The sequence below is a fragment of the Rhodovibrio salinarum DSM 9154 genome (assembly GCF_000515255.1).
GTDB classification, from domain to species: Bacteria; Pseudomonadota; Alphaproteobacteria; order Kiloniellales; family Rhodovibrionaceae; genus Rhodovibrio; species Rhodovibrio salinarum.
In genome coordinates this window covers 3,551,848-3,574,460 of the sequence record NZ_KI911559.1, presented here as the reverse complement: position 1 = coordinate 3,574,460, position 22,613 = coordinate 3,551,848, and the positions used below count along the sequence as shown (strand labels likewise).

Below are 22,613 nucleotides of genomic sequence, written 5' to 3'. Positions count from 1 at the left end.
AAGCGGATGAGCGAGGCGGCAACCAAAGAAACGGCGGGCACGGGGGCTGCAGCCACTGACGGCACCACGGACGCCGCGGCTGAGTCGCCCAAGCGCGAGCAGCCCAAGGCGGACAAGCCCAAGGCCGAAAAGGCGCGCCCGGAGTCCGGCGCCACGAAAGGTGGCCCGCGCGAGACGCATCTCGGCAAGCACATCACGATCGACCTGACCACCCGGCTGCCGGAGCTGGACCGGCCGACCGCGCAAGCTTTCGCGGCGAGTGACAGCCGAACGCCGACCGAGCAGGTGTTCGTGCTGATCTGCGACCCCAAGGTGCCGCCGCGCCTGGAAGCGTTGCACGGTCTGGCCAAGGTGCGCGGCGTGGCCTTGATGATCCCGATCGACTGGGGCCCGGTCGTGTGGGGGGGCGGCGAACGGCGCTACGCCATCTGCTACGATCGCCCGGTTGACCCGGTGCTGGCCCCCAGTGGTGATGAAATCCCGACGATGCGCGAGGACCAGTTGGTCGAGCGCGTGCTGCGCCCAGCGTACCGTACGTTGCGGGAAGTCTATGCCCGCGGCTTGACCCACCGGGCGATCTCCGCCGCGAATGTCTACTGTGCGGACGCCGGCAATGGCCCCTGTATGCTGGGCGAATGCGCGAGCGCGCCCGCCGGCATGACCCAGCCCGCAGTGTATGAGCCGATCGATGGTGGTCAGGCCCTGGCGGTGGGGCGGGGGGCTGGTACGATCACCGACGATCTCTATGCGCTTGGCGTCCTGATGGCGCTGATTCTGCGCGGCAACGATCCCTTCTCGAAGGCCGATCCGGCGACGATCGTCGCTCAAAAGATTGCCAAGGGCAGCTATGCCGCCCTGATGGGGCAGGCACGTGTCTCGCTGACCCTGATGGAGCCGCTGCGTGGCTTGCTCTGCGACCGGGTCGACGAACGCTGGACGTTGCAGCAACTGGAAACCTGGCTGAACGGTCGCCGGCAGAGCCCCAAGCAGGCCTCCTTGCCGACCAAGGCGCGCCGGGCTTTCACGTTCCAAGGCCGGGATTACTGGACCGCGCCGTCGCTGGCTCATGCCCTGGCCAACAACTGGACCGAAGCGCTGCGGGTCCTCTCCTCCGGTGATTTGGTGCGCTGGGCTGAGCGCAGCCTGCCGGATGAGAAGCAGAGCAAGGCCCTCGCGGCGGCTTTGGCGAGTACGCAGTTCGGCGACGGCGGCGACGACCGCTCGCTCGCGCGCGCGCTCGTCACCCTCGACCCGGCCGGGCCGATCCGCCTGCGCGGCTTCGCTGCCCGGGTCGACGCCATTGCTCAGGCGTTCGCGCTCGGCTTCGAGAACCGCGACCGACGCACCGCCTTCATCGAGGTGCTGCGCAGCAAGTTGCCGGAGCGTTGGCTGGAGGCGCAACCACAGCAGCGCCCGGATCACCCCCAGGTGTTGCAGCAGTTCGAGCGGATGCTCTGGTACATCGAACGCGACCAGCCGGGCTATGGCATGGAACGCGTGCTGTACGAATACAATCCGGGGTGGCCGTGTCAGTCGCCGCTGCTAGCTGAATCCTATGTCTGCGAGGTGGGAGAACTGCTTCCCGCCCTGGAGCGCCGGGCCGAGCAGGATGTTCCCGATGCCTCCCCGGTCGATCGGCACGTCGCCGCTTTCTGTGGGGCCAACATGAAGCCGGCGCCCGATCGCTTGATCCAGGGACTGGGCGATCCGAGCGCTGCCAACCGTGCGCAGGCCGTGGTTGCTTTGCTGGCCGATCTTCAGCGGCGCTACGGGCCGGACCAACTGCCCGCCCTGTGCGAATGGGTGGCCCGCCAGCTATCCCCGCTGACCGACTCGCTGCACAACCGGCAGGTCCGGGAGAAGGTGAAGCGCCGGATCGAACGGGCGGTGAAATCCGGCTCGCTGGCGGAATTGCGCGCGGCCGCTGCCGACCCGGAGCTGCGTCGGCGCGACAAGGAGGCCTTTCAGCACGCCAAGGCCCAGTACGGTCAGCTTGCCCGCGATATCGCCTGGCTGGAGGAAGGCGGACTGACCAGCGCCGCCAACGTTGCCCGGTCCACGCGGTCGGTCGCCACCGCCGTTTCGGCGATCACCTCGGGGCTGATCGTGATGCTGGTCTCGATCGTCTACGCCCTATGATGAGGGAGGTTTACCCATGAGCCGCCGGCCAGCTGCCAAGTCGGCCGCACGGCAGGCGTCCGCGCACCCGGGCGGGCGGCGTCTCTGGCGTTCGCTGTCGTTGATTGTGCTGTTGTTGCCAGCGGCGGCCGTCTTGCTGCCGACGACGCTGGTGCTGGTGGTCTGCATGATGCCGACCCTGGCCGCCTGGCTGGTCGACCGTCAGCCGGGTCGGGCGCTGGCAACCTCGGTCTGCCTGCTGAACCTGGCCGGCAGTCTGCCCGCCGTGCTCGAGGTCTGGAACAGGGGGCATGACGTCGCTTCCGCGCAATGGGTGATGTCGGATCCCGTCACCTGGCTTGCCGCCTATGGCGCGGCTGCGGTTGGGTGGTTGCTGTTTGCTTTGTTGCCGCCGGTGCTGCGCGCCTATCACGCCCGGACAACCGCCCGGCGTATCCGGCAACTGCAGAAGAAGCAGGAAGCGCTGGAGAAGGACTGGGGGCCGGAGGTTGCGGCCGACGTCAAGGCGGCGGGCCTGGACGAGCACGATGCGGCGCCTGCCACAGCGGGCTGACGGGCGCCGCTAGACCGCTCTTTTGATTGACGTATGGCTCGCAATTCTGGCGCGAGCCCGTTTGGCGTGTTACAGCGCCCACGGTCGCGCGTTCGGTGCCTGATGTCGCGATCTGGTCCAAGGTTGGACGTCTGTTGGATGATATCGCGCCCGGTCGGGCTTCCTTGAGGAGGTGAGCGTCTTGAGCGACCTGCTCCCGCTACTGGGTGCCGGATGGCAAGGCTTTGGCATTGGCCTTGGCCTGATCGTCGCGATTGGGGCGCAGAATGCCTTCCTGCTACGCCAGGGGTTGCGCCGGCACCACGTGGCGCTGGTCGTGGTCCTTTGCACACTGTGCGATTCTGCGCTGATCATGCTGGGCGCGGTGGGGGTGGGATCGTTGGTCGCGAGTTCGCCGATCCTCACCAAACTTGCAGTCTACGGCGGTGCTACCTTCCTGATTGTCTACGGCGGGCTGACGCTCAAAAACGCGCTGAAGCCTCAAACCCTGAACACGGCGGATGCGCCAGACGCCCTCAGTACCCGGGCGATCGTGACGGCCACGCTCGGCTTCTCGATCCTGAACCCGCACGCCTGGTTGGACACCGTTGTGCTGCTGGGCGGCCTCGCCGGTCAGTTCCCCACCGACCAGCGCGTGGTGTTCACCGGCGGCGCCATCCTGGCCTCGGCGGTATGGTTCGTCGGCCTCGGGGCAGGCGCGGCATGGCTTTCGCCCGTGCTGGCCCGGCCGAAGGTCTGGCGGGGGATCGATCTGGTGATCGGTTTGGTGCTCTGGACGATCGCCGGCACGCTGTTGTGGAGCCGGGGGTTTTAGACGGACCCGAATCGGGTTGTTGGCGTTTTCTCCGCCGTCCATTAACGCCGCAAGGTCGCCTAAACTGGAGCCGGGTGTCCTTTTGGGGAGATGTGCCCATGCCTCCGGGCGCGCCCGGTCAGAAACGTTGGGACAGGGGCATAAGGTGCCCAATTTACCATTTTTCTGAATTCTGCGCCGCATTAAGGGCAAATAAACTTTCCAGCCACAATATTTTGAGCAGGAAGCCCTGGGTGCGCGCCCTGCGTGCGTTGCCGGTCGCGGTCTCCGGATCGTTTAGATGGCCGACGCGGTTCGGCGTACAGCTTATGAAGGAATGGCACCTGTTCATGTTTTCGCGCGCTAACAGCCAGTCCAAGGCGATTGTCGACGCGCTTGATCGCTCGCAGGCGATCATCCGCTTCGAACCCGATGGCACGATCAAGGAGGCGAACCAGCGCTTTCTCGACGTCGTCGGCTATAGCCGTGCGGAGGTGGTGGGACATCACCACCGCATGTTCGTCCCCGAAGCGCTGGCGAAAAGCGACGACTACCGGCAGTTCTGGCGTAGATTGGCGCGCGGCGAGTTCCAGTCGGGCCTCTTCAAGCGCGTGTCCAAGACGGGAGGCTTGGTATGGCTGCAGGCCTCCTATAACCCCATTTTCGGCCGGGACGGCAAGACACCGATCGAGGTCGTCAAATTCGCCACGGACGTGACCGACACAACGCTCGAATATGCCGAACTGCAGGGGCAAATCGCGGCGATTAACCGCTCGCAAGCGGTGATTCATTTTGCAACTGATGGTCAAATACTTTGGGCCAACGACAATTTCCTGAAGGCTTGCGATTATACATTAAAGGAGCTCGTCGGTCAGCATCACAAGATTTTCGTGACGCAGAAAGAGGCCCAGAGTGAGGACTATCGCCGGTTCTGGAAGTCGCTGGCGGCTGGCAAAATTCAAAGCGGTCAGTTCCAGCGAATCCGAAAGGATGGCAGTTCGTTGTGGTTGGAGGCGAGCTATAACCCGATTTTCGATCCTGATGGCGCGGTTATCAAAGTCATCAAATATGGCGTTGATGTCACCGAGAAGGTGACCGGATGGGAGCGGGCGCGCGAAGTCGGCCAGCAGGTCGATCAGAACCTGTCGAAAATCGTCCGTGCAATCGAATCTGCTAACAGCCAGGCGACGGATGCCGCCGGCACCTCGGCCCGCAGTCTGGAAACAATGCAGACGGTCGCCGCGGCGGCGGAAGAGTTTCAGCGCTCGGCAGAATCGATTTCGGATAGTATGCAGCAGTCCCGTGAGCAGGTCGAAGGCGCGCGCGAGGAGACGGTGCGTGCCGACGCCTTGACCAGCGAGCTCGCCACGGCTGCGGAGGATATGAACAATATCGTCGAGTTGATCCGGGATATCTCCGAGCAGACCAACCTGCTGGCGCTGAACGCGACCATCGAGGCGGCGCGGGCTGGCGCGGCGGGCAAGGGCTTCGCCGTGGTGGCACAGGAAGTCAAGCAACTGGCCGGCCAGTCGGCGCAGGCAACCGACCAGATCTCCAAGGAGATCGCGCGGGCTCAGACGACCACCAACAACGTGGTCGAGCGGCTGGAGGCGATCCGCAAGGCCGTCGGCACGGTGGAGGAAAGCATTTCCAGCGTGGCCGGCAGTGTCGAGGAGCAGAGCGCGAGTTCCCGGGAGATGGCCAGCAGCGTGAACGAGGCGACCCAGGCGACCTCCGACACCAACGATAAGCTGGATGCGATCTCCAGTGCCGTGGCCGAGGCCAGTCAACTTGCCGTCGAGGGCACCGAGCTGTACCGCAGCCTTTCGACCAACCGGTAAAGCTTGCGATAGGTTACGCAGCGAACTGTATCGACCGAACTGACCTCTGGGGCATGGATCGCCTATCGGGGTCGGTTCGGGGACCGCGCGATGGCTCAAGTAGTTTACTGCCGCGCTGGGTCGAGGTCGGGCCAGTTGATCTCCGCCTGCTTGATATAGCCTGGAATGTCCTCTTCCCAGGTATCTTGGATGGAAGCTGAGTAGTTGAGGTACAGCTTGCCATCGACGATTCGCCAGGCGGTCGGATCGATCGAGGCGAGCTGGTCCTTGGCGACCGCATAGGCGCAATAGCCGCCGTAGGCCGGGGCGTACTTCTCGGGAGTGTCCTGGAAGGCTTGCCGGTGCGCGGCACTGGCGAACTGCCAGGTGACGCCCTGCCACGTCAGGCTGTGTTCGGCGCTGCCCTTAACCGGCGCGCCCTGGTCGAAGTAGGCGACTGGATCGTAGCCGCGGATGGCGATCCCGTCTTCCGCGAAATAGGCGGTCTTGTCGTCGGAGCCGAAGAAGGCGCGCGCGCCGCCGATCAGGCTCAAGGCGGCGACGACCGTCAGTACGAGTGCGGCCAGTGTCAGACGGACACGGGTGGAAACGCGGATCATGGCGGGAGCCTCCCTGCAAGCCGTGAACGCGAAGCTGCCCATCTATATGTCCGCACGCGAGGGGTTAGCCAAAACACAGGGGATCACGACTGCGTGGTCGGCGGCGGAGGGGACGATACAAAGAGGGCCGGCCATCGTGTGACAGCCGGCCCTCTTTCAGCGTGTTGCGTGCTTAGCGTCGGCTGCGGCTAGCGCGCGGCCTGCTGCGCCTCTGCTTGCGGGGCGTTTTGCAGGCGGCCTTCCTTGGCGGCGTTGCGCATCGCCTTCTGCAGCTTCTCGAAGGCGCGCACCTCGATCTGGCGCACGCGCTCGCGGCTGATGCCGTACTCCTGGCTCAGGTCCTCCAGCGTGGTCGGGTTCTCCTTCAGGCGGCGTTCGTTCAGGATGTGGCGTTCGCGCTCGTTCAGGGCGCCCATCGCCTCCTGCAGCAGTTGCCGCCGCTGGGTCATCTCCTCGCTGTCGGCGAGCCGGCTTTCCTGGTTCTCGCCGTCATCGACCAGCCAGTCCTGCCACTCGCCGTCACCGTCTTGCCGCAGCGGTGCGTTCAGCGAATGGTCCGGGCTGCCCAGGCGCCGGTTCATGTTGATGACGTCGTTTTCCGGCACGTTCAGGCGTTCGGAGATCGTCTCGACCTGTTCGGGATTGAGGTCGCCCTCGTCGATCGCCTGCATCTGGCCCTTCAGCTTGCGCAGGTTGAAGAACAGCTTCTTCTGCGCCGCCGTGGTGCCCATCTTCACCAGCGACCAGGAGTGCAGGATGTACTCCTGGATCGCCGCGCGGATCCACCACATGGCGTAGGTCGCCAGCCGGAAGCCGCGCTCCGGGTCGAAGCGCTTGACCGCCTGCATCATGCCCACGTTGCCTTCCGAGATCAGCTCGGAGAGCGGCAGGCCGTAGCCGCGGTAGCCCATGGCGATCTTGGCGACCAGACGCAGGTGGCTGGTCACCAGCTTGTGCGCGGCCTCGGTATCGTTGTCCTCACGCCAGCGCTTGGCCAGCATGTACTCTTCGTTCTGCTCCAGCATCGGGAACTTGCGGATCTCCTGGAGATACCGCGACAGGTTGCCTTCGCTGGGAACGGTGGGAAGCTGGGGTTGCGCCATCGTCCGACTGATCCTCCACGCGTTCGTCCAAGTATCGTCCGCGACGCCCTGGGCCACAGGCCATCGGACGCCGCAGGTTGACCGGCGCAGACCTGACCGTGGAATACCTACTGGTATCTCAGGCCATGGCCGGCTAGGAGCCGTAGTTCGCTCCAGACTGCCGTTCGCCAAGCGTAGCGCGCTGGCGCAGGCAGCCAAGGGCGGCGCTCTATAAGACCATTATACCCCAATTAACGACCCATGGCCGGGCAAGGTCCAGAACATGCAGCTCAACACAGCGTTGACTCAGAGCCAACGTGCGCGCCTAGGTGTCGTGTGGGTTTGATGGCATTGCTGTTTTGGGAAAAAGCGCGGCGTCAATGTCCCTGCGTCGCCGAGTGTTTCCACGCATTGGATACAAGATATGTGAATCTCTGCCGCGTCTTTCAAGTCACGCGGGACAGGGCGTCGATCACTTGCTGCAAGTCTTCGGGCACCGACCGCTCGAAGGCACACCAGCGTCCGTCGTCCGGATGCGCGAAGCCCAGCCGTTCGGCGTGCAATGCCTGCCGGGTGAAACCTCGTACGGCCTGCTGCGCCGCCTCTGGCAACTCACGCAGCACCCGGGTGCGCTGGCGGCCATAGGTCGGGTCGCCCAGCAGGGCGTGCCCGGCTTCTGCCAGGTGCACGCGGACCTGATGGGTGCGCCCGGTTTCCAGTTTGCACGTCAGCTCGGCAACCGCCCCGCGGGCCAGCGTGCGGAGCACCTGGTACTGCGTGGCCGCGGGCCGGCCGCCGCGTTCGACCACGGCCATCTTCTTCCGGTTCTGCGGTGATCGGCCGATGTCGCCGGTCAGGCGGCCGCGCACCGGATCGGGTACGCCCCAGCACAGCGCGCGGTAGGCGCGGTCGATCTCGCGTTCGGCGAACTGCGCCACCAGGGCCTGGTGCGCGACGTCCGTCTTGGCGGCGACCATCAGGCCGCTGGTGTCCTTATCCAGCCGGTGCACGATGCCGGGGCGCCGCTCGCCGCCGATTCCTTGCAGGCTATCGCCGCAGTGCGCGATCAGGGCGTTGACCAGCGTGCCGGTCTCGTTGCCGGGCGCGGGGTGCACGACCAGGCCCGCAGGCTTGTCGACCACGATCAGGGCGGCGTCCTCGTAGACGACGTCGAGCGGGATGGCCTCACCCTCCGGCGCCGCCGGCGCGGCCGGGGGGACGGTCACGGCCAGCCGCTGGCCCGCCTTTACGCGGGTTTTGGGCTCGGCTATCGTCCGCGCATCGGCGCTGACGCATCCCGCCTGGATCAGCGCCTGCAGCCGGCTGCGCGACAGCTGGGGCAGGGCGGCCGTCAGCACCCGATCGATGCGCTGGCCGTCCGCTTCCGGATCGACCTCGACGCTGTGCACCGCACTGGGCGCCGCCGGCGCGTCCGGAGATTCTGGGCCGTGCTCTGCAGTGTCGTCGGCTGGCGCGTCGAAATCGGCAGGGTGAGGGGCGGTCATTGCGGTCGGCTTCACGGGTCCAAGGGATTGGGCGCGGACTGTCCGCTGTTCCAGGCGATCACGCAACAGGCATTCACGCCCTATCCAGGTACAGCCACGGGAATCATGGCGAAGCAAGATACCAACATGCGCGCGCTCAAGGGGCTGGTCATCGGCATGGGCGTGCTGATCGCGGTCGGGCTTACGGTCGTGGTGGTCACGATCGCCATGCGCCTGACCGGGCCCGAGAGTGCCGAGGAGACGGCCGCGCCGGCCGGTGGCAGCGGGATGACCCCGCGGCCGGCTTCGGCTGCGGGCACGCAGGCATTCGGTGACCTGAACCTGGACATGGCCGCCAGTTGCCGGATCGTGGACGCGGTGCCAAGCGGCGGCACGCTGGCGATCCGGTTGGACGGGCCCAGCCAGGATGGCTGCGACCAGCTGGTCGTGGTCGACCCGGTCGCCGGCCAGGTATTGGGTCGGATCCGCCCCGGTGGAAAGCGAGAGGACGCGCAATGAACTTCGCCAGCGACAACACCTCCGGTGCGCACCCCAAGGTGCTGCAGGCGTTGAGCCAGGCGGATGCCGGTTCGGCGATGTCCTACGGCCACGATCCCGTCACCGACCGCGCGCAAGCGCGCCTGCGCGCGGTGTTCGAGCATGCGCACCTGCTGGCCTACCCGGTCGCGACCGGTACGGCGACGAACGCACTCACGCTGGCCTGCCTGACGCCGCCCTGGGGCGCGGTCTATTGCCACCGCGAGAGCCATATCAACACCGACGAGTGCGGCGCCCCGGAGATGTTCGCCGACGGCGCCAAGCTGATCCCGCTGGCGGGCGAACACGGCAAGCTGACGCCCGAAGCGGTGGAAGCAGCGCTCGCCGACTACACCCCGGGCTTCGTGCATGCGGTGCAGCCACACGTGCTGGCGCTGACCCAGGCGACGGAGGCGGGGACGGTCTACACGCCCGACGAGGTTGCCGCGCTGGCGCGGGTGGCGCACGCCCACGGCCTGAAGGTGCAGATGGACGGCGCCCGCTTCGCCAACGCGCTGGTCACGCTCGGCTGCACGCCGGCCGAGCTGACCTGGAAGGCGGGCGTCGACGTGCTCTCGTTCGGCGCGACCAAGAACGGCGCCCTGGCGGCGGAAGCGGCCGTGTTCTTCGATCCCGAGCTGGCGCGTGGCTTTGAATACCGGCGCAAGCGGGCCGGGCATCTGTTCTCCAAGATGCGCTACATCTCCGCCCAGCTGGAGGCCTACCTGGCCGACGACGTCTGGCTGCTCAACGCCGGCCACGCCAACGATCTGGCGCGCCGCTTGGGCGACGGCCTGGACGCTTTGCCGGGCTGCGCGCTGGTCCACCCGGTGCAGGCGAACGAGGTGTTCTGCGAGCTGCCCGTGAGCGTCGCGGACGCGCTGAGCGCGGAGGGGTTCACCTTCTATTACTGGGGGGGCGGCGACTCGGGCAGCGCGCGTGTGACCGCACGGCTCGTCGTGTCCTGGAACAGCGAGCCCGGCCACGTCGACGCCCTGCTCAACGCCGCCGGCCGGCACGCCGCCCAGGCGGCCTAAGCGCGCGCTGGCGCCCGCACAGCCGAGGCCGGACGCCGTGGGTGCGCCGGCCAATCCGGCCAGCGCGCGGACAAACTGTCGCCCGCTTGCAGATACATCTTGCAAAGCCCCCGGGCTTTTCGTTATGAGACGGCCCAGCTAGACACGAGCCCGCCCGTTGGTGGTCGTTCGCCCGGTGTCCCCTTCGTCTAGTGGCCTAGGACGCTGCCCTCTCACGGCAGTAACAGGGGTTCGAATCCCCTAGGGGACGCCACGCTTACTTCCCGGAAAACTGCTAAATTTTGAGTTTCCGCGGGCGCCGTGGGTACCAGCGCGGTGCTTGAGCTTACGGGCTTGTCCGGTCCGGCGCAGCGCGAACGATGGTCGCGAGCTAGGCGTTGAGGTGGTAGCTTTGTCGGACGAAATGAGTTCGGCGGGGGGACGACATGGGGCTGAGCCAGCAAGCGGCGATATGGGTGATGCTGGGGTGTACGTGGCATGGTTCGCAGCTGTGTACGCGCTCATGCAGGTCACGGGGAGCGAGGCCATCAACGCCGTGCTTTTCATGGCTGCGCTGGTCGGCGCCGGGGTGATCTGGGTGAGGCTGCCGGACTGGTTGGCGCGTGAACGCCGACTATAATTTGACAGTTGCGTTTTTACCAAACTTCAACTTTGGCGGTTGACACTTGTGCCAACACTCTATGATCTATGGGACGAGGGCACGCTAGAGCGGTTTGAGCCCAGGTTGGATCCGGATGAACAGATACACCGGATCGCATACATGGACCCATCCGCCTACGAGTGGTGTTTCTCGTCCCAGGAACTTGGAAAAGACGGACCGAACGAGCACTCGTTCCAGAACGTTAGGGCGTTGTTAGATGAATGGTCTGCAGGCTCGTTACTCTTTGAGGGAGCGCACGTACGACGGTTGGCGCCCAAGAAAAACGGCATATGGGAACTAAAAACGAAGCCAGAACGTCATAGCGTTCGCCTTTTTGGTTGGTTTGTTCAGCCAAAGATCATTCTGATTGTCTTAGCGAAATTCAAAAATGACGTATCGGCAGGCTGCAAAGACGAAATTGAATTTATTCTAAGGTATCGGAGCAACCTTAATCTCGATGAACCGAAGGTCACCCGGGAGAACGACTATGCCTCGCTTGTCCAGGTCTGATAGCGGAGACTACGCGACTTGGCGTCAGCGCTTTCTCATGGATGCGCATCGGCAGTTAGTATGCGCGTTTCAGAAGAGGGCTGAAAGCAGAGAGGGGCTGACTAAGACCGAGTTAGCTGATCGGTTAGGCTTGAATAAATCAGTAATCTCGCAGCGGCTGAATGGAAACAGTAATTTAACGCTGGAAGTTGTATCTGACATGGCTCGTGCAATGAATTTCCGACCTAATTTGGTCCTTACGCCATGCGAGGATTTGGCGCGAGAGAACGCTAACTCCAAGCAACCGACGGTCCCATCTGCTCAGAGGCAAACCGCGAATCTTACAGCGAATACTTCATCGCAGGGTAGTGAAAAGAGATTTGTCAAAATCGACGCGTCAACCTGAGCAGATTAAGTAGGGGCGATTTAGCAATGGTATCAGATCGGCTTATATATGAGAAAACCTCAGAAAACGGAGAGACGATTAGGCTTTACGGACATCCGGGCGGCGACCCAGAATACTACATTGAGGGTGTTCACGGCTTTATGGCAGGGCCTAACGGCGTAAAGTTGAATTTGTACACTGTGGGGTTTAGCGACACAGAAGGTCAGCGTCGTGAGGTGGCATGTCGTCTTGCGATGTCATTAGACTCTTTTGTGAGTTTGGCGAAGTTTTTTCAAGACAGATTGAAAGACATTCAAGAAAATGTGGTTTCACTTGATGATGATGAAGTGAGGCGTCTCTTGGCTGATAAAGCCGGCGACGATTAGGGCCAACGCAAGGACCCCGCCAGGTTGAGCAGCCTGACGGGGTCTTATGCGTCGCCGGGGAAGGGCATGCGCCGGCGCGCGCTAGTCGACCGCGGGCTCCCGCAGACGCCGGATCTCGAATAGACGGCTGGCGCTGAGGTGCTCGGACATGGTCACGATGTTGATTTGCGCGAACTCTTGGGCCGCGTAGGGCTCGCCGGCGACCTCGATCTCGCTGCTACCTTTGCACCATTAGGTTAGGTGCGGAATGTTTTCGATCTTCGATCAGAGCGAGCTCGACGTCACCGCAGGGCTTCGCGCGCTGATGCTGCATGACGCGGCCGAACAGATTCTCGGCCTCAGAATGGTAGGGATCGCGGCTACGACCTGCATGACCCTGTTTCGTGCAGCCATTCCCTCCAGCGTCACGGCGGAGGCTTTGCCGGCACGTGGCTGTCTGATCGGCGGGACCACCGAAAAGCGCCCGGCGGGGGACCACCGGGCGCTTTAGGCGTGTTTCAGAGGCGGGGCGTCTCAGGTATCAGTGCGCCGACACCTGTAGATTGAGGCCCTTCTGCAAGGCTTGCGGGCGCATCATCGCGGACATGACGATGCCCTGGAAGGGCACCGGCTTCGGCGGCTGGGCGGTGATTTCGAGCGTGCCGCCATCGCGCAGGAAGGTGCGCATCGGATCGGCGGTCTTCGGGTCGAGCATCCGGTCGACGTCTTGGACGGCCTCCTGCCGGATGGTCTCGACGTCAACGTTGCGCTCCTCGGCCACCCGGGCATAGGTCTTCTGAAGCAGGCCCGCGTCGGTCCAGCTCAGGTTGGCCTCGCGCAGCGAGGCGCTCCAGTCGGGGCCGCCCCGGCGCTGGTCCAGCGTCCGCAGGTCGGGCATATCGCTCACCTCGATCGTGCCCGAGAGGGTCCCCAGCTCTTTGACCGCGAGGTTGAAATCGCGCACCGCGAGGTCGCCGGTTTCGGGGTCATAGTTGTAGGCGGCCGAGAAGTCGCCCGTGATCTGGTCGATATCGAGTTCCGCCAATCCTTGGTCTGGGGCGACGGGCAGGGTGAAGCCGCGGTTTTCGATCGACAGCAGGATGCCACCGGTGTCGGAGGCTTCGTGACTCAGCTTGAGGCTATCGAAGGTCGCCGTTTGCTTCGTTCCGCGTTCGTGCTTGGTGAACGACACGTCGTTTAAGGTGAGGGTGCCGGCGCTGCGTTCGGAAAGCGCAGTGGTGACCTCCGCAAGCGACGGGTTCTGCCCGAGCTTGCCGAGCTCGGTGAAGTCGATCGCGGAGGCGGTGACTTCGCCGATGCTGAACGACTCATCGAAATTGCCGCGGATATCCGTCGCCTCTGCGCTCTCGACGACCTGCTCGGCAACGCCGCTCGCCTCGAAGCTGGCGACCGTCAGTCGTTGGTCGTCGTTTTCCCGGCTCAAGGTCATGTCGCTGAACGACAGCGCGCTGACGGGCAGATGACCGGGGCGGAGCGTATCTGGCTGGATGACATCTTCGGCAGAGCCCGTGGCCGTCTCGATTCGGAGTCCCGTGCCGTCGATCAAGACGGCGTTGCGCCAGGACACCGAGCCAAGACGGACCAGGCGGCCGTTCTCCTCGGTGACCGGATCGCTGACGGTCACTTCCTCGGCGTCCAGCGTCACGGTCCCGGACGGGGTCTGCCAGCTGTGCTCGACATCGCTCAGCGTTGCGCCCGATAGCCCGACATCGACGTGCGCGTACCGGAACATCTGACCCTCCGGCAGCTGCGCTTGGTAGCGGTCCAGCGCAGCGCGGACCTCGGCGCGTGCCTGGTTGGTGTACACCAGATAGCCGCCAGCACCGCCAGCGATTAATAAGGCGGCCGCGCCGGCCAGCAGCAATTTCTTAGGCATCGTCTCTCCAGAGAATACAGGATTGATCGGATTCGGGGGCCGGTCGCCAGCGCCCCAGATGCCTAATACTTGGGTCGCGGTATAAATATAAAGTGAAATATCATGTGATGAGAGCATACGTGTATTCTTTGAATTGCATGGGGGCTTTCCAGGCAACCCACCCAACCGCCGGCCGGCTCAATCGCTGATGGTTAATTTATCTTCAGCGTGAACCATCCCGGCCTTGTTTTAGATCGCTTCCCTCTGCCGAACCGCCGCCGTCACCTCGTCTGCGGTCTCGGCCACACGGCCGAAATTGAGCGCGAAGGCGCGCAAGGTGGCGGCGTGCATCTGCGGGTCGTAGTCGGCCATTGCCTCCGACACCAGCACGCAGTGGTAGCCGCGGTCGGCGGCATCGCGTGCGGTGGTCTCGACACAGGCGCTGGTCACCACCCCGGCGATCACCAGCGTGGTGATCCCCATCCGGCTCAGCACGCTGTCGAGCGAGCTGCCGTTGAACGCCCCGTTGGTGGTCTTCTGCACGACCGTCTCGTCCGCCGCCGGCGTCAGCGGGTCCAGGATGCGGAAGTTCGGGTTGCCGGACCACCAGACGTCCGCGACCCCGGTGGCGGCTTCCAGGTTGCGGGTCCAGGCGCGGAAGCGCGGCGGACAGTCCCGCAGGTCCCGGTAGTCGGACCCGAGCACGAGGTGTATGACCTGCAACCGTTCCCGGCGGAAGGCTTCGAGCAGCTTGGTGGCCGCCGGCACGGCGGTGGTCTCCAGCCGCTCGGCGTAGTAGCGCATCGACCCGGGGGCCGCGCGCTCCCACGCCCGCGTCAGGCCATGGTCGGGCGAGGCGTCGTGGTACTGCAGGTCGACGAGCAGCAGCGCCAGGGCATCCCGGTCGGACAGGTCGACCTTGGGCACCATGTCGGTGAACTGCTTGACGCCATCGTGCATGAGCTCAGGTCTCCCGGTTGCGCGCCAGCAGGCGAAGGCCGATCAGGATCAGCACGATCGAGACCCCGACGGTCAGGCTGGCGATGGCGTTGATTTCCGGCGTGATGCCGATGCGCAGCATCGACCAGATGTGCATCGGCAGGGTGTTCTGCGCGCCGGTGAGGAAGAAGGTGACGGGCAGCTCGTCGAACGACAGCGTGAAGACGAGCAGCGCACTGCCGACCACCGCGGTGCGGATGTTCGGCAGCGTGATCAGGAAGAAGGTCTGCAGCCGGTTGGCGCCGAGGTCCATGCTGGCCTGCTCCAGGTTGGCGTCGACCCGCTGCAGGCGGGCGTAGACCTGGGTCATCACGATCGGCGTCCAGACGATCGTCTGGCCGAGGATCACGGTCCCCAGCGACAGCCCGATGCCGCTCCGGTTCAGCACCAGCAGCAGCGCCAGGCCGGTGATCAATTGCGGGATGATCAGCGGCAGCAGGAAAGTGCGTTCAAGTAGCGCCCCGAGCCGGCCGCCCAGGCGCCGCAACACCAGGGCGAGCGGCACGCCCAGCAAGGTCGTGCCGACGACGCAGACGCTGGCCACGATCGCGCTGTTCAGCAGCGCGCCTTGCAGTTCGCTATCCTCCAGCAGCAAGGCGTACCAGCGCAGCGACCAGTCCTCGATCGGCCACGACAGCACCCGGCTCTCCTGGAAGGAGAAGGCGAACAGCACCGCGAGCGGCAGGTAGAGGAACAGGAAAATCGCGGCGGCCAGGCCGGCGAAGACGCGTCCGCCCGTTGGTTGTCGCCCGGTCATGCGCGCCCCCCATCAAGCTTGGCGAGGCGCGTGGAAAGCCCGACGATCGCCAGCACGATCGCGACGACCAGCAACGCCAGCGCGCTGCCGAACGGCCAGTCGTAGGCGGCGCCGAACTGCGAGATGATTACGTTCGCGATCATGATGTCCCCGCTGCCGCCCAGCAGGGCCGGGGTGATGAAATCGCCGAACGCCAGGCAGAAGACCACCGTCGCGCCGGCGATCAGTCCCGGCAGCGTCAGCGGGAAGACGACATGGCGGAAGGTGGCGAACGCCGGCGCGCCCAGGTCGGCGCTGGCCTCCAGGTAGCGCTGGGGGATCTTCTCCAGCGCCGCGTAGACCGGAAGCGCCACGAACGGCAGGAAGATGTAGGTGAGCGCCAGCGCGATCGAGAACTTATTGTAGAGCAGGAAGGAGGCCGGCTGGTCGAGCAGCCCCGCCTCCATCAGCAGCGAGTTCAGGATGCCGTTGCGGCCAAGGATGATCTTCCAGATGTAGGCGCGCAGCAGGAAGCTGGTCCATAGCGGCACGATCAGCAGGAAGAACAGCAGGTTGCGCCAGTGGTGGGCATGCACAGCCAGGTAGTAAGCCAGCAGATAGCCGAGCAGGGAGGAGGCCAGCGTGACGGCCGCCGCCACCTGGAGCGAGTTCAGGATCACGCTGAGATAGAGGTCGTTGCCGAGCGCGCGGGCGAAATTGTCCAGCGAGAAGGCCGGCTGGATCGAATAGAGCTCTTTTTCCCAGAAGCTGAACACCACGACGTTCGCGTAGGGCAGCACGATGAAGATCGCGAGATAGGCGACGGCGCCCAGCAGGCAGAGCGCCTCGATGCGATGGCGGTGCACCCAACCCCAGACCCTCATCGCTAGGCCCCGCTCGGGAAGGCGTGCACGGCGTCTTGCGGCACCTGCAGCCGGATCGAGCGGCCGATGCGTTCCGACAGATCGGCCGGCAGCCGGTCGCCGCGCTCCTCCAGCTCGATACGCTGGCCATCCGCGAGATGCAGTTCCAGCTTGCGGTCGACCCCCAGGTAGATGACGTCGGCCAGCGTGGCGTTCAGCAGGTTCTCGGCCGGCGCAACCGCGTCGTCCTCGATCCGCAGCTGTTGGGTGCGGATGACCAGCCGCACGGCGGTTCCGACGTCGAGGGTGCCGGTCGGTGGCGCCATGGCGGACAGCCGCTCGCCGCTCGGCAGGGCCACCTGGACAGTGTTTCCGGCGGTTTCCCGGACGACGCCGTCCAGCTTGTTGGAGGCACCGACGAACTCGGCGACGAAGCGTGAGTGCGGGCGTTCGAAGATGTCATCCGGACTGCCGAGCTGACGGATCTTGCCGCTCTCCATGACCGCGATCCGGTCGCTCATGACCAGCGCCTCTTCCTGGTCATGCGTGACGTAGATGAAGGTGATTCCGGTCTGCCGCTGCACCCGCTTGAGCTCCAGCTGCAGTTCCTTGCGCAGCTTCGCGTCGAGCGCCGACAGCGGCTCGTCGAGCAGCAGCACCTCCGGCTCCTTGATCAACGCCCGGGCCAGCGCGGCGCGCTGCATCTGGCCGCCGGAGAGGGCGTCGGGCGCGTTGTCGATCTTGTCCTCCAGCCCAACGCGCGCCAGCATCTCCGCCGCACGCCGCCGGCGTTCGCGACGTCCGACCCCGTCGAACCGCAGGCCGTAACCGACGTTGTCGCCCACGCTCATGTGCGGGAACAGCGCGTAGTTCTGGAACACGGTGTTCACCCGGCGCCGATGCGGCGGGACGCCGTTCGCGAGCTCGCCGTTCAGATAGACCGCCCCCTCCGTCGGCTCCTCGAAGCCACTGACGATCCGCAAGGTGGTGGTCTTGCCGCACCCGCTCTCGCCGAGCAGCGTCAGGAATTCGCCGCGCTGGATCTCCAGATCCAGCTTCTCCAGCGCGACGAAATCCCCAAAGCGTTTGTGGACGCCCGTCAGGCGGACGACGGCATCGTTCGTCATTCTGCGGAGGCCGCTTTGACTTCGTTCCAGACCTCGAGGTACTTGCCCCGGCGCGGGATTTCCTGCCAGAAGCGGATGCTCTCGCGGAAATCCGCATCCTCGGCCATCACCGACCCTTCGAAGGCCTCCGCCGGCCGCGTGTCGGTCACCTCGGCGTTGGTGACGCCGAAGCCGCTGCCCTCGTAGATCTGGGCCAGCACGTCCGCGCTCAGCATGTAGTTGATGAACTGGTGCGCCAGTTCCCGGTGCTCGGTGCCTTCGACGATGAAGTGGGAATCGAGCCAGGCCGTCGGGCGCTCGGGTGCGCACTGGGTGGCGTTCATTCCCTCGTCGCGCAGCGCCTCGGTGACGTAGCTCCACGAGTTGGTGGCAACCACCTCGCCGCTGACGAACAGTTCGATGACCTCGCCCCCGGTGGACCAGTAGCGGCGCACCAGCGGCTTCTGCTCGATCATCTTCTGCTTCACCTGCTCAAGCTGCGCGTCGCTTAGCGTCCAGATGTTGTCGAAGCCCATGTAGCTGGCGACGTCGCCGATCGTGGAAACGTCGTCCCACATGGCGATCCGGCCCTTGTACTGCGGGTCGAACAGCACGTCGAAGCTGCAGTCCGAGACCTCGTCGGCGTTGATCGTGACCGGCTGGATGTCCCAGAAGGTCGGCACGCCGTATTGCTCGCCGTCGGCTTGGAGAAAGTCCCTGTCGCGGAACTCGGGATAGATCTTCGCGAAATTGGGCAAGCGATCGAGGTCGACCGGTTCGACGAAGCCCGACTTGATTGCCGCCTGCGCCAGCGAGCTGACGATCACCACGGTGTCGTACTGCGTGTCGCCGGCGGCGAGCGCGGCCATGTACTCGTCGTTGGAACCGACGTAGGTCCGCTTCACCTCAACGTCGTGAGCCTGTTCGAAAGGCTCGACCCAGGCGTCGTCGGCCAGGCCTTCCCAGGTCAGGATGCGGAGTTCCTTAGCCGCCAGGGACGTCGAGCAGCCGACCGATGTGATGGCCGCGACGCATGCGATAGCGGACAGGCGGGTCAACCGCCCGGGGGTCCGGGGTGTGCTCATGTCAGTGCCTCCCTGCTGAGCGGTTCTGCGCATCTGGTGCGCTTCGTTGAGCCTAAGCGTAGCGAGGCGATGCAGGTCGCGTCAGGCACCCGAACGGTTGGTTCCTGAAGCGAGTTGAGCGACAGTGCGCTTCAATTCGCTTCAGGAGTGCGCGTACATGGCGATACAGGATCTTTCCGACAACCTCAGGCTGCTGTGTAGCTACAGTCGATCGGTATCCGACGTCTGCCGGCGCATCGGCATCAACCGCCAGCAATTCAACAAATACCTGGCCGGGCGCTCGGAGCCGTCGTTACAGAATCTGCGACGGATTGCCGACCATTTCGGCCTGGATGAGTCCGAACTGCTGTTCGACCATGCCTCGTTTCGCCGGATCATCGCGATCAAGCGGCCGCTGACCGAACAGCTGACGCACCTCTCGGACCGTGCGCGGGAAATTCTGCTGCTGACGCCGCAGAGCGTCGAGCAGCTACATACGCACACGGGCTATTATCACAACTACTTCTGCCCGGCGGAATTTCCCGGCAAGATCCTACGCGGCCTGGTGCAGGTGTTCGAGGACGGCGGCATGGTGTTCAGCCGCAACATCGAACGCTATCCGCACGACCCCTACCGCAGCACCCGCAAATATAATGGCCTGTTCATGCATTCCGGCGAGCGGGTGGTGATGTTCGAACGCGAGGCGACGGTCGGCAAGATGCTTTGGCTCACCGTGCTCTACCCCTACGACCGCGACCAGCCCTCGCTGCTGCCGGGTCTGACGGTCGGGGTCACCAACAGTTCCGCGCGCGACATCGCCTGTTACCGGGTGATCCTGCACCGGCTCGGCCGCGAGGTTGATCTGCGCTGGGCCCTCGGCCAGTGCGGCCTTTACGACGTGGACGACGAGCGGATCGATCCGACGATCCGCAGCCGCATCCCCAATGAAATGCGCCCGGAAGAGGCTGCCTTCGCGATGCGGATATAGCGCGCGCAAGGCTTCGGGCACAGCCGCCGACGCGTGTGGCGAGGACTCCAGCTGGGTCGATTAAGCGCGCCCGCTTAGCTCGCGGGCCAGCGGCATCGTCATGCAGTGTACGCCGCCGCCGCCCGCGGTGAACAGATCGAGCGGCACCTCGTGGACCTGCAGCCCTTCAGCGCGCAGTGCGGCGTTGACCCGTTGGGCGTGCGCGGCGGAGATGACACGCTCGTTGCCAAGTGCCAGGGCGTTGCAGCAGAGCTGCATCACCTCCTTGTAGGTCACCGGGATCAGCCGGATGCCGCGGGCATCGAGCCATTCCAGCAGGTCGTCGTCGAGCACATCGACGCAGCCCACGGCCAAGCCGTCGGCAACCATGCAGAACAGCACGTCCAGGTGCAGGAAGTGGTTGGGAAAAGGCTGCAGACGCACCTCCCAGCCGGCGTCCTCGAACCAGCCTGCGAACTGGCGCGCGCCCGCTTCGTCGGTGCGTTCCCCGGAATAGCCCAGCAGCAGCAGGCCGGGGCGGATGATGTGGATGTCGCCGCCTTCCAGCGTCCCTGCGGTCGAATACCGCCAAAGCCCGCCGCCCGTGTCTCGATAGAACTCGATCACGGCCGCGTACTCGCCCCGGCGCTGCCGGCGGTAACACTGCGTGATCACCGGTCCCCACGGGGTCACCTGCGAACTATCGCGGGTATAGGTCTGGTAGGGCAGGTGCGGCTCCCGTCCGGGCAGTTCATGGACGCGCACGCCGTTGTCTGAAAGCGCCTGGGTCAGCGCGCCGTACTGCGCCATGAAGTCAGCGGTTTCCGGCTGGCGGGTGCCCGCGCTCAACGTACGCTGGGCGACGCTGTTCACGGCCTGCCAGGCGTAGTGCTCGGGCGGGCAAACCAGGACGTCGGTGAGCGGTGCGGTTTCGCTATCGATACGCCAGGGCGTCACGGGATTGAGTCTCGTTTCGGTTGCGTGGAAGCGATGCGCCGGGTGGCATCAGGGGGCAGGGTTCAGGCGATCCGCCATGATGCATAGCAACTCGAACAGGATCGTGCCGGCCACCATCGCGGTGTTGCCGGTCGGATCGAACGGCGGGGATACCTCGACCACATCGGCGCCCACGACATCCAGGCCTTGCAGTGCGCGGATCATGCGCTGGGCTTCGTGCATGGGCAGACCGCCCGGCTCCGGGGTTCCGGTGCCGGGGGTGTAGATCGGGTCGAGCCCGTCGACGTCGAAGCTGACGTAGACCGGCCCGTCGCCGACAACCGCACGCGCCTCCTGGATGACATCACGCCAGCCACGGTCGAAGTAGGCCTCGATCGGCACGACGGTCATGCCGCTGTCGTAGGAAAAACGCCACTGGCCGGCCTCGCTCAACGAGCCGCGTATGCCGATCTGGACGCAGCGCTTGGGGTCCAGCAGGCCTTCCTCGACCGCCAGTTTGAAGGTTGCGCCATGGTGCAGCGGCTGGCCCATGTAGGGGCCGCCGGTATCGCAGTGCGCGTCGAACTGGATCAGACCCATCGGCGCATCGGGCTTGAGCGCGCGCAGGACAGGCAGGGTGGTTAGGTGATCGCCGCCCACCGTTAGCGGCCGCGCGCCATGCCCACGGACGGCGTCGTAGAACGCCTGGATGCGCGCCACGCTGTCTTCAATCGAGAAGGGGTTGATCTTGACGTCGCCCAGATCGGCCAGCCGGCACTGCGCCTCCGGCTCCACGTTCATGGTGGGGTGGCGCGTGCGCTGCAGGCTGGACAGGTCCCGGACCTGACGCGGGCCGTGGCGGGTGCCGGGACGGTTGGTGACCCCCAGGTCGAACGGAATCCCCGATAGGGCGATGTCCAGCCCGGCGGCGGTCTCCGCCAAGGGCAGGCGCAGGAACGTGGGGACCTCCATAAAGCGCGGACGGAACGCCGCATCCTTGGCCTGGCCTTGCACGTCTGCGGGGTCGCTCCCGCCACCACCGTTACGATCCATCACACCCTTCCCCCCGAAAGCGAACACCGTGTCTGGCGTCCGCGAACGATGCGACCTCGCGGTGGGGCTTTCAAGTGGCGACGCGTCGAACTTGGGTTCTAAGCCAGACGAACCGATTGACTAACGCGCCCTGGTCACCGGTCCGGCGGATGCCGTGTGGTGGCGGCGTAGGATTTCCCCGAACAAAGCCATCAGCCGGGTCGTTTGACGGTGGGTGCGTGTGATGGCGTAGAAGGTGTTGGTGTAGCGGTAGGTGTCCGGGCAGAGCGCCCGCAGCCCGCCACTGCGCACCCACTCCTCCGCATAGTGCACGGGCAGGAAGCCAATATAGCCGCCCGAGCGCACCAGCATGGCGATGCTTTCCATGTACTGGCTTTTCGCCGCTTCCGGCAGCGGTCGCCCGCAGGCGTGGAATTGCGGGATCGGGAAAAGGTGGGCGGCGTAGCGACAGGCCGCGAGGTCTGCCTCGCCGACCTCGGCGTCGGGTCGGTCGAACAGCGGGTGGCCGGGGCCGCAGTACAAACGCTGCTGTTCGGTGAACAGCGGGGCGTAGGACAGACTGGGCAACTCCTTCATCGCCGGTCCGATGCCGAGATGAAATCGTTCCTCGCTGATCGCACTTTCCAGTTGGTTGGGCGCGATCACCTCGACGTGCACGTCGACCGCATCGCAGCGTTGTTCCAGTTCCGCCAGCGTCTGTGGCAGCGCGCATCCGGGATTGTTGGCGATGTTGTCGATGATCGCGATGCGCAGGTTGCCGGTCAGGCGATCCTTCAGCGCGTCGACCTCGCTTGCGAAGTCTTCCACCGCGCCCAGCAGGCCCTGGGACAACTCGACCACGCGCCGACCTTCCTCGGTCAGCCGGAAACCGCGTCGGCCGCGCTCGCACAGGCGCACGCCCACGCGCTCCTCCAGTTTGGCGATGTGCGCGGAAATCGTCGGCAGGCTCAGATTCAGTTCGTGCTGCGCTGCCGCCAGGCCCTGGAATCGCGCAACTGTGGCGAAGACCCGCAGAAGACGGATTTCCGCATCGCCAATCGAGGTCGCCATTGCATTTCTTTGGTTAGAT

At 65.0% G+C, this 22,613-nt stretch carries 23 protein-coding genes and 1 tRNA gene; 12 read left to right on the top strand and 12 right to left on the bottom strand.

Annotation, left to right across the window (positions count from 1 at the left end; translation table 11 throughout):
• The first annotated feature begins 6 nt into the window (after positions 1–6).
• From RHOSA_RS0116600 to RHOSA_RS23070, 4 genes are all read left to right on the top strand, one after another.
• Entirely contained in the window at positions 7–2,139 is a 2,133-nt protein-coding gene (locus tag RHOSA_RS0116600; protein ID WP_027289569.1) for a protein kinase family protein, read from the top strand.
• A gap of 16 nt (positions 2,140–2,155) precedes the next feature.
• Positions 2,156–2,692, top strand: coding sequence for a hypothetical protein (locus RHOSA_RS23075; protein ID WP_051432238.1), 537 nt, complete (start codon positions 2,156–2,158; stop codon positions 2,690–2,692).
• Between the two features lie 181 nt (positions 2,693–2,873).
• Positions 2,874–3,506, top strand: a complete 633-nt coding sequence (locus RHOSA_RS0116590) for a LysE/ArgO family amino acid transporter (protein ID WP_215905014.1) — start codon at positions 2,874–2,876, stop codon at positions 3,504–3,506.
• A 233-nt stretch (positions 3,507–3,739) separates the two neighbouring features.
• A complete protein-coding gene (locus RHOSA_RS23070; RefSeq protein WP_169816645.1) occupies positions 3,740–5,326 on the top strand; it encodes a methyl-accepting chemotaxis protein in 1,587 nt (528 codons plus the stop codon).
• A gap of 104 nt (positions 5,327–5,430) precedes the next feature.
• Here RHOSA_RS23070 and RHOSA_RS0116580 read toward each other — a convergent pair whose 3' ends face one another.
• The 3 genes from RHOSA_RS0116580 to RHOSA_RS0116565 form a co-directional block, all read right to left on the bottom strand.
• Positions 5,431–5,925, bottom strand: coding sequence for a YHS domain-containing (seleno)protein (locus RHOSA_RS0116580; protein ID WP_051432236.1), 495 nt, complete (start codon positions 5,923–5,925; stop codon positions 5,431–5,433).
• A 188-nt stretch (positions 5,926–6,113) separates the two neighbouring features.
• On the bottom strand, positions 6,114–7,028 hold the full coding sequence (gene rpoH, locus RHOSA_RS0116570) for an RNA polymerase sigma factor RpoH (protein ID WP_027289566.1): 915 nt from the start codon (positions 7,026–7,028) through the stop codon (positions 6,114–6,116).
• A gap of 425 nt (positions 7,029–7,453) precedes the next feature.
• The gene (locus tag RHOSA_RS0116565; protein WP_027289565.1) at positions 7,454–8,512 is read right to left on the bottom strand and encodes an RluA family pseudouridine synthase; all 1,059 of its coding nucleotides are present in this window, start codon (positions 8,510–8,512) and stop codon (positions 7,454–7,456) included.
• Positions 8,513–8,617: 105 nt separating this feature from the next.
• Between RHOSA_RS0116565 and RHOSA_RS0116560 the strand changes: the two genes are divergently transcribed.
• The 7 genes from RHOSA_RS0116560 to RHOSA_RS0116540 all read left to right on the top strand — a co-directional run bounded on the left by RHOSA_RS0116560 (position 8,618) and on the right by RHOSA_RS0116540 (position 12,455).
• Positions 8,618–9,010: a hypothetical protein gene (locus RHOSA_RS0116560; protein WP_027289564.1), complete on the top strand. Its 393-nt coding sequence runs from the start codon at positions 8,618–8,620 to the stop codon at positions 9,008–9,010.
• Complete coding sequence (locus RHOSA_RS0116555) at positions 9,007–10,065, top strand: threonine aldolase family protein (protein ID WP_027289563.1); 1,059 nt, start codon at positions 9,007–9,009, stop codon at positions 10,063–10,065. The genes RHOSA_RS0116560 and RHOSA_RS0116555 overlap by 4 nt, the downstream gene beginning before the upstream one ends.
• 177 nt (positions 10,066–10,242) lie before the next feature.
• Positions 10,243–10,318: transfer RNA gene (locus RHOSA_RS0116550), tRNA-Glu, on the top strand.
• A 507-nt stretch (positions 10,319–10,825) separates the two neighbouring features.
• Complete coding sequence (locus RHOSA_RS25440; protein ID WP_169816644.1) at positions 10,826–11,215, top strand: hypothetical protein; 390 nt, start codon at positions 10,826–10,828, stop codon at positions 11,213–11,215.
• A complete protein-coding gene (locus RHOSA_RS25995; RefSeq protein ID WP_081728785.1) occupies positions 11,163–11,600 on the top strand; it encodes a helix-turn-helix domain-containing protein in 438 nt (145 codons plus the stop codon). The genes RHOSA_RS25440 and RHOSA_RS25995 overlap by 53 nt, the downstream gene beginning before the upstream one ends.
• 26 nt (positions 11,601–11,626) lie before the next feature.
• Positions 11,627–11,965 carry a hypothetical protein gene (locus RHOSA_RS25240; protein ID WP_156092782.1) on the top strand — a complete coding sequence of 113 codons (339 nt, stop codon included), beginning with the start codon at positions 11,627–11,629 and terminating at the stop codon, positions 11,963–11,965.
• 247 nt (positions 11,966–12,212) lie between these two features.
• A complete protein-coding gene (locus tag RHOSA_RS0116540) occupies positions 12,213–12,455 on the top strand; it encodes a hypothetical protein (RefSeq protein ID WP_027289562.1) in 243 nt (80 codons plus the stop codon).
• A 30-nt stretch (positions 12,456–12,485) separates the two neighbouring features.
• On the opposite strand, the gene RHOSA_RS0116535 is transcribed toward RHOSA_RS0116540, so the two are convergent.
• The 6 genes from RHOSA_RS0116535 to RHOSA_RS0116510 all read right to left on the bottom strand — a co-directional run bounded on the left by RHOSA_RS0116535 (position 12,486) and on the right by RHOSA_RS0116510 (position 18,609).
• Positions 12,486–13,841, bottom strand: coding sequence for an aq_1923 C-terminal domain (locus RHOSA_RS0116535; RefSeq protein ID WP_037256522.1), 1,356 nt, complete (start codon positions 13,839–13,841; stop codon positions 12,486–12,488).
• Between the two features lie 228 nt (positions 13,842–14,069).
• Entirely contained in the window at positions 14,070–14,780 is a 711-nt protein-coding gene (locus RHOSA_RS0116530; RefSeq protein WP_027289560.1) for a cysteine hydrolase family protein, read from the bottom strand.
• A 4-nt stretch (positions 14,781–14,784) separates the two neighbouring features.
• Positions 14,785–15,576 (bottom strand): ABC transporter permease, encoded by a 792-nt coding sequence (locus RHOSA_RS0116525; protein WP_027289559.1) that lies wholly within the window; start codon positions 15,574–15,576, stop codon positions 14,785–14,787.
• The gene (locus RHOSA_RS0116520; RefSeq protein WP_051432235.1) at positions 15,573–16,439 is read right to left on the bottom strand and encodes an ABC transporter permease; all 867 of its coding nucleotides are present in this window, start codon (positions 16,437–16,439) and stop codon (positions 15,573–15,575) included. Before RHOSA_RS0116520 ends, RHOSA_RS0116525 begins: the two co-directional genes overlap by 4 nt.
• Positions 16,440–16,441: 2 nt before the next feature.
• Positions 16,442–17,545, bottom strand: a complete 1,104-nt coding sequence (locus RHOSA_RS0116515; RefSeq protein ID WP_027289557.1) for an ABC transporter ATP-binding protein — start codon at positions 17,543–17,545, stop codon at positions 16,442–16,444.
• Positions 17,542–18,609, bottom strand: a complete 1,068-nt coding sequence (locus RHOSA_RS0116510) for an ABC transporter substrate-binding protein (protein WP_081728784.1) — start codon at positions 18,607–18,609, stop codon at positions 17,542–17,544. The genes RHOSA_RS0116515 and RHOSA_RS0116510 overlap by 4 nt, the downstream gene beginning before the upstream one ends.
• Before the next feature lie 157 nt (positions 18,610–18,766).
• Here RHOSA_RS0116510 and RHOSA_RS0116505 point away from each other — a divergent pair, with 157 nt between their 5' ends.
• Positions 18,767–19,576 (top strand): helix-turn-helix domain-containing protein, encoded by an 810-nt coding sequence (locus RHOSA_RS0116505; protein WP_027289555.1) that lies wholly within the window; start codon positions 18,767–18,769, stop codon positions 19,574–19,576.
• 60 nt (positions 19,577–19,636) lie between these two features.
• On the opposite strand, the gene RHOSA_RS0116500 is transcribed toward RHOSA_RS0116505, so the two are convergent.
• From RHOSA_RS0116500 to RHOSA_RS23065, 3 genes are all read right to left on the bottom strand, one after another.
• Positions 19,637–20,512, bottom strand: a complete 876-nt coding sequence (locus RHOSA_RS0116500; RefSeq protein WP_027289554.1) for a dimethylarginine dimethylaminohydrolase family protein — start codon at positions 20,510–20,512, stop codon at positions 19,637–19,639.
• A gap of 48 nt (positions 20,513–20,560) precedes the next feature.
• Positions 20,561–21,544, bottom strand: a complete 984-nt coding sequence (speB, locus tag RHOSA_RS0116495; RefSeq protein ID WP_051432234.1) for an agmatinase — start codon at positions 21,542–21,544, stop codon at positions 20,561–20,563.
• A gap of 120 nt (positions 21,545–21,664) precedes the next feature.
• Entirely contained in the window at positions 21,665–22,594 is a 930-nt protein-coding gene (locus RHOSA_RS23065; RefSeq protein ID WP_051432233.1) for a LysR family transcriptional regulator, read from the bottom strand.
• Between the last annotated feature and the right edge of the window lie 19 nt (positions 22,595–22,613).